General features: G+C 71.4%; 5 protein-coding genes (1 of these 5 only partly in view). All 5 read right to left on the bottom strand.

What is annotated here, in order from left to right:
• Positions 1–53: 53 nt before the first annotated feature.
• On the bottom strand, positions 54–2,042 hold the full coding sequence (locus CCL05_RS30770) for a GDSL-type esterase/lipase family protein (RefSeq protein ID WP_086563966.1): 1,989 nt from the start codon (positions 2,040–2,042) through the stop codon (positions 54–56).
• Between the two features lie 1,221 nt (positions 2,043–3,263).
• Positions 3,264–6,173 carry a helix-turn-helix transcriptional regulator gene (locus CCL05_RS30760; RefSeq protein ID WP_086563965.1) on the bottom strand — a complete coding sequence of 970 codons (2,910 nt, stop codon included), beginning with the start codon at positions 6,171–6,173 and terminating at the stop codon, positions 3,264–3,266.
• A 207-nt stretch (positions 6,174–6,380) separates the two neighbouring features.
• Positions 6,381–7,388, bottom strand: a complete 1,008-nt coding sequence (locus CCL05_RS30755) for a (-)-alpha-amorphene synthase (RefSeq protein WP_086563964.1) — start codon at positions 7,386–7,388, stop codon at positions 6,381–6,383.
• Complete coding sequence (locus CCL05_RS30750; RefSeq protein ID WP_086563963.1) at positions 7,372–8,856, bottom strand: cytochrome P450; 1,485 nt, start codon at positions 8,854–8,856, stop codon at positions 7,372–7,374. The genes CCL05_RS30755 and CCL05_RS30750 overlap by 17 nt, the downstream gene beginning before the upstream one ends.
• 217 nt (positions 8,857–9,073) lie before the next feature.
• The coding region annotated (locus tag CCL05_RS30745; protein ID WP_208641654.1) for a glycosyl hydrolase 115 family protein crosses the window boundary (this coding region is incomplete at its 5' end): on the bottom strand, positions 9,074–10,746 show 1,673 of its 2,183 nt. 510 nt of the annotated region lie beyond the right edge of the window.

Raw genomic sequence — 10,746 nt, 5'->3', positions numbered from 1 at the left:
CCTCAAGGGAGGGGCGGGCCCCGGCCCGGTGTGAGCCCACCCCCCCGAGTCCGCTACGCCCCGATCCTCGCGGCGATGACCGGTGCCAGCCGGTCGGCGATGACCCGGTGCCCCCGGTCGTTGGGATGCACCGAGTCCGTCAGATCGCCCGAGCCCAGCCAGCCGGTCGTGTCGACGAAGGAGACCCGGGTGTCACCGCCGGCGACGGCGGCCTTCACCGCGGCCTCGGTCTGCGGGACGTACCGCCCGCGGAACGTCTCCAGGGCGAAGATCCACGCCTGCGGATACGCCGCACGGACCTTGCGCAGCAGACTGCCGTACGCCGACTGGAACTGCGTGGAACTCACCCCGTGCCCGACGTCGTTGGTGCCCAGGTTGATGACGACCGCGTCGGCCCGGTAGCGGGAGAAGTTCCAGTCGGGCGTCGCCGCGTTCGGGTTGAGCTTGGTGAACTGCCGCTCAAGACCCACACAGCCGTCCGCCGCGGCCACCAGGCACGCCCCGCCCTGCGCGATCTGCGTGTGCTCCACGCCCAGTCGCTCCCCGATCAGCCAGCCGTACGCGGTACGGGCGTTCTGCGAGGTCGTCGTGCCCACGGTGATCGAGTCACCGACGAACTCGACCAGTTTGGCCGGGGCCGGCGGGGCGAAGGTCGTCGCGCCGCTGTCCAGGACGAGCCCCTGGAAGACGGCGTCGCCCTTGTACGATCCGGCCACCACCTGGTAGTTGACCTGGAGCGTGTGGTTCCCGGAGGAGAGGGCCGCCGGGGTCAGGTTCACCGTCCCCTTGACGTCGTCGTAGAACGTCACCGGCCCGTTGTCGATCCGCGCCCACAGATCGATCGTGCCGCGCTGCTTCAGCTTGACCGTCCGGCCGGTGAAGCCGACCCGGTAGTAGGCACCCGCCCAGTACGGGGTGGAGGCGGTGGCGGAACTGGTCGTGTCCCAGCGGCCGACGAACTTGATGTTCGGGTCGCCGGGCTGCCCGGGAGCCGCCGCCTTCACCGTGGCGCCGCTGCCGAGCCGGGCGCGGACGACCGGGGCCAGGCGCTCGGCGAACTTGGTGTGACCCGCCTCGTTCGGATGCCCGTTGCCGTCCTCGTAGTCGGCGCCGTCGGTGAGCCAGCCCGAGGTGTCGACGTAGTGCACCCGGGCGTCACCGGCGCTGTTGCGGGCACTGACGGCGGCCCTGGTCTCGGCGACGTAGCGCTTCTTCAGCGTCTGCACCGCGAAGAGCTGCGCCGCGGGGTACTTCGCGCGCACGTCCCGCAGGAACGTGGTGTACGCCGACTGGAAGTCGGCGCCGGACACGCCGTGCCCGATGTCGTTGGTGCCGAGGTTGATGACGACCGCGTCGGCCCGGTACCGGGAGAAGTCCCAGTCCGCGCCGCCGGTGGAGGCCGTCTTGAAGAACTGCCCGCTCAGACCGGTGCACCCCGACCGGGCGACCAGGCAGTACCCGGACCGGGCGATCTGCGTGTGCCGCATGCCCAGCCGCTCCCCGGTCTTCCAGGCGTACGAGTCCAGCGCCAGCCGGTCGGTCAGTGCCCCGGCGGTGATGGAGTCGCCGACGAACTCCACCAGCCCGGACGGGACGCCGGCGGCGACGGTCCGCGCACCGGTGTCCAGGACCAGACCCTGGAAGACGGTGTCACCGGAGCGGTAGGACAGGCGCAGGGTGTGGGTGCCGGGGGAGAGCGGCCGGGGAGTGAGGTCCACCGTGCCGCGCACACCGGCGTAAAAGACGTCGGGCCCGCCGTCGATGGCGGCGTAGAAGTTGACCGCGTTCCTGGCTCTGACCTTCACCGTGGTGCCGGTGAAGCCGGTCTGGAGGTAGCCGCCGGTCCAGTTCGGCACGGCCGCGGTCCCCGACGAGGTGTCCCAGCGGCCGACATAGGCGATGTTGGGGTCGGACACCGAGCCGTCCCCCGCCGCCGCCCGCGCGGGTGAGCCGCCCGCCAGGGAGAGCAGGCAGGCGAGCAGCGCGGCGGTGAGGAGAGCGGGCAGGGCGCGTCTGGGGAAGGGGTGGGGGGAGGTCTGCACGGGGTTCCCTTTCACGTGGGGGTGGGAGCGCTCCCATAGGCAGCCTTTCGAGAGAAGCAGCGAAACGGTTCAGGCGTCAAGTGGTGTGGCACGCGCGAAAGTTGCGCACGGGGTGTCCCGCGCGGTCCGAGTGACCGGGTACGACCGGGTGGCGGGTCCCGAAGCTCCCGTCGGGTGAACCTGCCGCCCGCGGACGCCCTGGAACCCCTGGGCGCGGCCGTCATCACCCTGGCGCAGGAAGAGAGCTTCTGGTTCTTCCGGTGCACTGCCGCGCGCAAGACAGCGCTGGTCGTGCTGCTGACGCAGCGGCTCGCGGAGCGCGGGGCCGGTGTCCGTGCCGGTGCGGCTGCGCGCCGCCGACGCGAACCTCGACTTCCGGGAACTGGCCTTCGAGCGCCTCTGCCGGGAGGTGCAGGGCAGCATCCGCTCGAGTGCCGAGGCGGAGAAGGTGTGGCGGCGCCTGTGCCAGCAGGGGCGGATCGTGGTGCTCGCGGACGGCCTGGACGAGGCGCTGACCGCTGACGACCTGACGGAGGAGCGCGACACCGTCATCCGGCTGGCCATCCACCGCGCCAACGAGGAGGGCCTGCCGCTGATCATCACCTCCCGGCCGCACGACTCGCTGCGCGGCATGGAGGCGTCCCTGACCGAGCTGGAGCCGTTGAGCGAGGAGGCCGCCCTCACCTACATCTCGTCCGGGGGCGCCGGGGAGGACCGGCAGCGGGCGGACTGGATCGTCGAACGGGCCGGCATCGCGGAGGCCCCGACCTACCTGGAGATCGCCGCCGAACTGCATGAGCAGGGACTGCTGGAGCGCGCCCTCGCCGGCCACGGGGAGGAGGAGGCCGTCGAGACGCGGGGCGGCGACCGGGCGTCCCTGAGGTTCCACCTGTTCGAGACCTGGCTCAGCGCCCTGATCGGCGGGCGCTTCGGGCCGCTCTGCCGCTCTCCCCGGAGGAGCGCCGCTCGGTCGTCCACTACCTCTCCGCGCTGGCCTGCGTGGGACTCGCCCTCGACACCTCCGAGGTGCGGTTCGCCGACGTCGTCGACGAACATGACCCGGCCCGCTCCCCGTTCCGCCGCCCCAAGGCCTCCTGGCAGCGCCGCACCAACCTCACGGAGCTGCGAGGGTTCTGGGAGTCGATGGGGCATCGGGCGCAGCGCAATTCCAAGGTGCGGTGAGCGGACCGGCGGTCGGGTGCGTGGCCCGGCTCCCGGCCGCTACCGCTCGTGCCGGAAGCGGTTCGACAGGGCGTCGGGGAGGCCGGACGCGTCCGTGCCGAGTTTTCGGTACACGGAGGACAGGAGGTGCCGTACGCCCTGCTCGGTGATCCCCAGGTCCTTCGCGACCACCGATGCCGGGTGGCCCAGGGCCGTCATCTCGGCAACCTTGCGCTCCTGGGTCGTCAGCATCTCCGTCTGCGGGTAGCGCAGGGGCAGCGGGCGCAGTCCCGCGGCGGAGAGCTCCCGCCTGGCCCGGGCCGCCAGACCTTCGGCACCGCAGTGCACCGCGCCCTCCAGACCCTGGTAGAGCCGGTCGGCGGCGTCGTGCAGACGGCCGTTGCGGGCCAGCGCGGAGCCGTGGCCGACCAGCGCGCGGGCCAGTTCGTACGCGGCGGGCGACTGCTCCAGATGGTCGACGGCCTGCGCGTGCAGATCGACCGCCACCTCCCCGCCCGTCACCTCCGCCTGGACACGCAGCGCCTGGCCGATCGCCGACGCCGCACCGAAGTCCCGGGCCCGCTTGACGGCGTCCTGGGCATGGCGGACCGCCTCGTCGGGGTCGGTGCGGGCGAGCGCGGAGGCCAGTCCCAACTGCCAGGGACACCATGCGGGGTTGCGCCAGTCCCGTGCGTCCAGCCAGTCGCCGACCTCGGACAACAGCCGCGCCGCCTGGGGGAGTCGCCCCTCCGCCAGGAGCAGGCCGGCGTACACCGTGCGGGGATCCGGGAAGATGACGGCGTTGGGGACCACGTCGCCGTAGCGGTAGCTGTCGGCGAGCCGGCGTGCGTCACCGGTCCGCCCACGGGCCAGCAGGGCCTGGATGAGAATGCCGATGGCGAACCACTGGGCGGGCACCGCTCCTTCGACGCGCTCGGCGGTGTGCAGCCCGGCCCGGACGAGTTCTTCCGCCTCGCGCAGGCAGCCACGGCGGTAGCGGATGTAGCCCAGGAGGGTCTGGCCCTGCGCCAGATGGGAGCCGCGCCACCCCATGTGTTCGCACTCGGCCATGCCTTCGGTGAAGAGCTCCTCGGCCCGCCGGGGCTGGTCGCAGTACATGAACAGCAGGGCGACCGCGGCGGGCACCTCGAAGCCGCGGTTCTCGTCGGTCCAGCTCATCCCTCCGCGGAGGGCCTCCTCGGCATACCCGAGGGCCGTCCGCCGCGGCTCGCCGCGCAGCAGGGCGTCCCACGCCCGCAGACCGAGGATGTAGCGCTCCTCCAGGCCCCGGCCGGGCAGCTTGTCCGCCAGCCGCGCCAGCCGGCGCGAGCGGGCGGAGGAGTCGGGCTCGTCGGCGCGGAACGCGCTCCATACGAAGTGATCGGCCTGCATGCGCAGTCTGACGCGCGCATTGGTGGCGCGCCGCGCCTCGTCGGCGGCCACGGTCGCGGCCTCGGTCAGCCGGTCGGTGTGGGCCAGCGCCTGGGTCAGCCGGTAGACGATGGAGGCGCGCAGGTCAGGGTCGATTCCCGGTTCCTTCAGCGCCTCACGGAGATGGCTGACCGTGGCCGTGGGCTCGATCAGGAAGGTCGAGCAGGCCAGCTCGTGGAGAAGGGCGGCGCGGTCCTCGGCAGGGGGCGGTTCGCGCAGCGCTCGGGCCAGCACGCGCCGGGCGGCCTCCGGGGCCCCGGCACGGAGATACTCACGCGCGGCGGCGCGCAGGCACGCGACCGCCTCGGGCCGGCCGTCGCAGGGAACCTCCAGCAGGTGCCGGGCGGCGACGGTGGGGTCGGCCCCGACCGCCTGGGCGGCATGGGCGGCCGCGTTGTGCATGCCGACCCGCAGGCCCGCGGGGATGGCGCGGTAGATCGTCGTGGCGATCTGCGGGTGGACGAACTCCAGGCTGCCCGCGGGCTCGTCCGTGTCCGCGAGAATGCGGCGGGCGCGCAGCTTCTCGGCCGCCTCGGCGGCCTCCTCGCTGCCGAGAACCGCGAGGTCGGCGGCAACCTCCGGTGAGAAGGACCCACCCAGGACAGCGCCGGCCCAGGCGAAGCGGACGGTGCCCGGGCCGAGCCGTTTGAGGCGTTCGATCAGGCCGGGGCCCTTGACCGCGGCGGCGAGGTCCCGCATCACGGGCAATTCGTCCCGGGTGCCCCTCAGCTTCCGCTCACGGAGCCTGATGGCCAGCTCGACGGCCTCGAAGGGGCTTCCGCAGGTGACCGTCCAGCACTCGCCGCAGAACTCGTCCTCGGCTTCCTCGCCCACCTCGTCCCTGATGATCCGCGCCACTCCGGCCTCGCCGAGCGGGGACAGCACGTGCGGGCGCCGCTCGTGGCGTTCGACGAGCGTACGGAACGAGGTCGCGTCGGACGGGAGTTCATCGGGCCGGTAGCCGACGACGATCAGCAGCGGGAGGTTGGCGACCCGGGGCGCGAAGGAGGCGAGCCAGTCCAGGGATTCGGCATCGGCCCAGTGCAGGTCGTCCAGGAGCAGAACGACAGGCGAGTTCAACATCGTCAGTCGCGTCATGACCCAGTCGAGCCCGTCGCGTACTCCGGTCGGGTCCGGTACCCGGGAGGGGTCGGTCGCCTTGAGACCGAGCGCGGCGCCGACGATGTCGTACCAGGTGCCCAGGAAATCCCGGCGCTCCGTCTCGCCCATCCCGGCCAGGATGGGCTGCATCGCCTGGCGGACGACGCGGAACGGCATCTCCCGCTCGTTCTCGCCGCCCTTGCCGGAGAACACCGTGAACCCGAGGGCGGCGGCGCGGGCACGCACCGCCGCGATGAGTGTGGTCTTGCCCAGCCCGGCCTCGCCGGTGAAGGCGAGCAATCCGCCGCGCGGTACCTGGGGCACGCCGTCGACGGTGTCACGGAGCTCCGCCAACGCCTGGTCGATGGCCCGGAGTTCCTCGTCGCGTTCGAGTAGAGGCCGGTTGTCGGTGATCGGTTGCCGCAGCCCGTGGGCCATGTGGTCTACCGCTTCCTGTCGTTGCTCCCCGCCGGACGGGGCGAGCGTACGCCTTGCTGCTCGCCCCATGGCCGGGTCGGAACGGGAGGTCGACGGAGAGGGTGAATTTCCCGTGGGAGCGGTTCGTGTCTCAGCTTTTCGGGTAATCTGCTCCGTTTCGGTTCTTCTCGGGACCCCTGTGGTGGAAACGACCGGTCGGGCAGCGGATCAGAGCACCGCGGGTGCTGCCATCGTGTCCGCGTACCGCGGCACGGTCCGGGACCAGAAGTAGCAACCGCGGATCCAGCCGGCCATGCCCTCCACGTAGCCGACGCCGGACGGGGACAACTCCGGCCTCAGTTCACCGTAGAGCTCCTCGAACTCGCGGATCGTGCTGTTGATGTGCCGTGTGGCGAGCGTGACGGCCACCGGCAGGGAGCACCGGTGTGTCCGCTGGTAGGCGAGGGCCAGGTTGATCATGCCGCCCGCCCGCTGTTCCTTCACCGCGGAGAACAGATCGGGTATCCACACCGCCGCGTCGGCCGACAGCCGGCTCAGGCGTCGCATGAGGGGGTGGTGGAGCTCCTCCGGGGACAGTTCGCACGGCTGGGCGGCCTCGCACAGCGGGTAGAACGGCTCGACGCCCGCGATGAGGGAGCGTATGGACCGGCACAGCCCGCTGCCCACCGGGGCGGGGTGGTTCTGGGCCACCGCTTCGTAGAGCAGGCCGTGCACGTACTCACGGCTGTTCCAGGCCCACCGGGCCGCCTGAGCGGGTGTGCACCGCTCCTGTACCTGTCGGTGGAGGTCGGCCAGAGCCGCCCCGAGCGGGGTGGTGGGCGGCTGGCCGTCCCGCAGGACCGCGATGCTCTCGGACAGCATGGGCAGCAGCAGGCCCGGGGTGTGCCGGCCGACGTCCTCCGCGCGGTCGTCGAAGACGAACTGGTAGGCGATCTGGTTGGCCATGATCTGGAGGAGCCCGGAATCCATGGTCGGACTGTTGTAGGCCGCGAGTTCGGCGGGGCGCGTACAGGAGATCATGGCCGCGACCGCCGGGTCGTCGGTCAGCCCCCAGGTGCTCAGCCATTCCCCGACGCCTGCCGCCGCTTCGGACGCGTGCGGATTGCGCTGGAACGGGAAGGGCATGTAGAGGTTCGCGTCGATCAGTTCCCTCAGATCGACGACCGGAATGCCCGCCTGCGTGGCGAGCGTGACTTCCTCATGCGTCGCGGACATCGTTGCCACCTGCCGTTCGTGAGTTGTGGACGACGGGTACGACGGTTGTCCCGGGCGCGCGTGCATCCGCCCGAGGCGGTGTGCCCACCGGCCGCCCCGTTCGCGGTTCGCTGACCATCACCAATCCCCTCGGCCCCAACGTCGCCGCGGGGCGCAGCCGTTCGGTGGAGCCGGGCGGATGACGCAGCCGCCAGTGGCGGGCGATGAACGCGACGGCCACCGTGGCCTCCGTCAGCGCGAGCGTCTCTCCGATGCATTTCCGGCTGCCCGCACCGAACGGGATCATCGCGCCGGGCGGGACCGCGACGGCCTGCCCGGGCAGCCAGCGGTCGGGGAGGAAGCGATCGGGGTCGGGGAACAGGGCAGGGTCGTGGTGCAGGAGGTACGGGCTGAACATGACGGTGGTGCCGTGCGGGAGACGGTGCCCGGCGAGTTCCGTCTCCCGCGTGGTGACGCGGGTGAAGAGCCAGCCGGGCGGGCGGTGGCGGAGTGTCTCGGTGAGGACGCACCGGGTGTGGACGAGATGCGGCAGCTCGTCGGGGCCGGGCGGCTGCCCGGAGGCGAGCACGGCGTCGACTTCGGCGTGCAGCCGGCGTTCCTCCCCGGGATGGCGCCCCAAGAGCCCCAAGGCGGAGGAGAGGCACAGGGCGGTGCTCTCGGCGCCGGCGAACATCAGCGTCAGCACCTGGCCGTGGACTTCCCTATCGGTGATCGCCGTTCCCCCGCCGTCGGCCCGCGTGGCCGCCAGCAGGGTTGCGAGCAGGTCGTCGCGGTCGTCGTGGGGAGTGCCTCGCCGGCGCTGGGCGATGGCCGCGTCGACGATCGCGCGCAGGCGGTCGGAAGCATGCCGGTAACGCCGGTTGGCCGGCGTGGGAACCCGGAACAGCGCGTCGACCGGCAGCACCGTCCGGACGAACATGCCGCGGAACACGGTGGCCAGGCACCCGCGCATCTCGGCGGCCGTATCGGCGTCGAGCGAGTCGGAGAAGAGGACACGGCTGACCACGCGTATGGACAGATCCAGCATGGCCGCGCTGATGTCGACCGCCTGCCCGGGCCGCCACGCGCGGCACACCGACTCCACTTCCTCGCCCATCAGGCGCACATGGTCGGCGACACGCGCTGTGCGGAACTCGGGCTGGAGCATCCTGCGCTGGCGCCGGTGATCCTGATGGCGGCAGGTGCCGACGCCGTCCCCCAGCAGCATCCGCAACCTGTCGTAGAGAGGGCCGCCCTTGTCGAAGGTGCGCGGGTCCCTGAGGACCTGGTGGACCAGGCCCGGGTGACACACCATCCAGGCGCGCTGCGGGCCCAGCCGTATCTCGACCAGATCCCCGTGTCCGGGCAAAGAATTCAGAAAGGCCAGCGGTCGACGGACCAGGTCGATACCGTGGCCGAGGAATGGGAATATGCCTGGAGCAGTGCCCACTGTCCAATTTCGGGCCGGTCCTGGGAGAGAGCCGCTCATCGAATACCACCTGCCTCAGTTGGCACACGGGATTTCGGTGCGGTCGCACCGACATGATGCTCGCCTCATGTCCTGCCCAGTGGAATGTGCCGATCGCTCGCCGAATCCTTTCTCTGTAGGGGCGCACGGAAGCACGGTGGTGCGTCGAGTGCATCAATTTGCTGTATGCACCCAGCTTTTTATTGATTTTCTGTGCACGCAGAAATGCGTCTTCCCGTCAGTGCTCCCGAGGAACGGGGCCGGGATTGAAGACGCGGTGGTAGCTCTCAGGTGGCGCGAGATAGCTCGCCGGCAGGCCACCCGTGTCGATGACGATCTGGTCCACGGCGATCGCGGGGTCGGTCATGAACAGCCGCAGCACATGCTCACCCGGCTCCGCCACGGTCACCCTGGCCGTCAGCTTCTCGATGCCCTCCTCGACGTTGCGGGCCCAGGCGTCACCCCGGTTGCCCGTGGCGATCGCCTGGCCGGACAGCACCGTCGGCGGCTGGTCGTCGAAGGCGACCGCCAGCCGGCGCTTGCCCCGCTCGTCGAGGGAGGGCAGCCGGAAGACGGTCACCGGGAAGGTGCCGGTGCTGGTGAAGCACACCCGGTAACGCAGCTCCGGTGACCGGGTGGGCAGGTCCTCGGTGATCGGCGGTGCGGTCGTCGGGACCGCCTCGACCGCGGCCGTACGGCGTCCCAGGCCGCGGACGACCCGCCACCGGGCCCCGCCGCGCGCCACCCGGTGGTCGAAGTGCGCGGCGTCGATCGACACATACCCGTGGGCCTCGACGAAACCGCGGGCGCGCTGCCGGGCCCGGTCGCCGTCGTTGACCACCCGCAGGGGCACTTCGGCGGTCGTGCCGGCTCCGGTGAAGGTCAGCGTGGGCAGGTGGGTGCCCTCCGGCGCCCGCGGCCAGTCGATCTCCACCCATACCCGTGTCTGGTCCGTGAGTTCGCCGCCGGCCGTGCTCAGGCGGATCCATGGGTGACTCGGCTCGGCACGCCACTCCAGAGGGAGGAAGCCCGTGTTGAAGACGTCCACGAAGCGGTGGTCGCGGGTGTAGGAGGAGAAGGAGAGCGGGCGGCTCGCTCCCGTTTCGTTGCCCTCCGCGGCCAGCCCCAGGCCGGAGGTCTCCTGGTGGGGCACCCGTGTGACGGCCGGACGGCCCGGGGCCTTGGGGATCTGGGACGGGTAGGGGTTGACGATGCCGTCCCACTTGCCGCCCGCGATCTCCGCGTTGTAGCGGCGGGTGATCTCCTGCTCCTCGGTGTGCGCGGCCTCGGCCAGGTCCGCGAAGCGGTTGGTGCCCGCGCCGCGCCCCTGACGGACGGCGAGCGCGTTCCGGTCCGCCCAGTAGTACTTCAGGTTCATCAAGCAGGCGCCGTGCACCGGGTATTCGACCAGCTCGTAGTAGGCGTCGCGGTACGGCTCGGGCAGCTTCGCGCCCAGCGTCCGCACCCGGTCCAGCAACTTCTCGTAGGCGGCCAGCCGGCGTTCCGCCTCGTCCCCGTGGTGCACCGTCGAGAAGATCGCCTTGTCGATGAACTCCGGGCGCCGCTCGGCCGCCAGGCGGTAGTACTCCGTGCGGATGGCGGCGATCTCCGGGCCGTGGCGCCGGCCGAACTGGCGCCCGGCCCACTCCACCAGGAAGTCCTCGACATCGTCCGGGCCCCAGCGGTCCACGTCCCACGCCATGTCCAGGCAGAAGGACAGGCCCGTCTCGATCGACTTGACGTCACCGACGTTGAAGATCCACATCCGGTCGACCTGGTGGTCGTGGACCCGGCGCAGCTCCTGCCACACCTTGCTCAACTGCGTGGTGTCCAGCCACAGATAGCTCCGGGGACGGCCCCAGTAGGAGAGGTGGTAGTAGATGCCGTTGCCGCCGGAGCGGCGCCGCTCCG

This window comes from Streptomyces africanus (genome assembly GCF_002150735.1).
Classification (GTDB): Bacteria; Actinomycetota; Actinomycetes; order Streptomycetales; family Streptomycetaceae; genus Streptomyces; species Streptomyces africanus.
The sequence above is the reverse complement of the archived record's forward strand: the minus strand, read 5'-3'. Positions and strand labels throughout refer to the sequence as shown.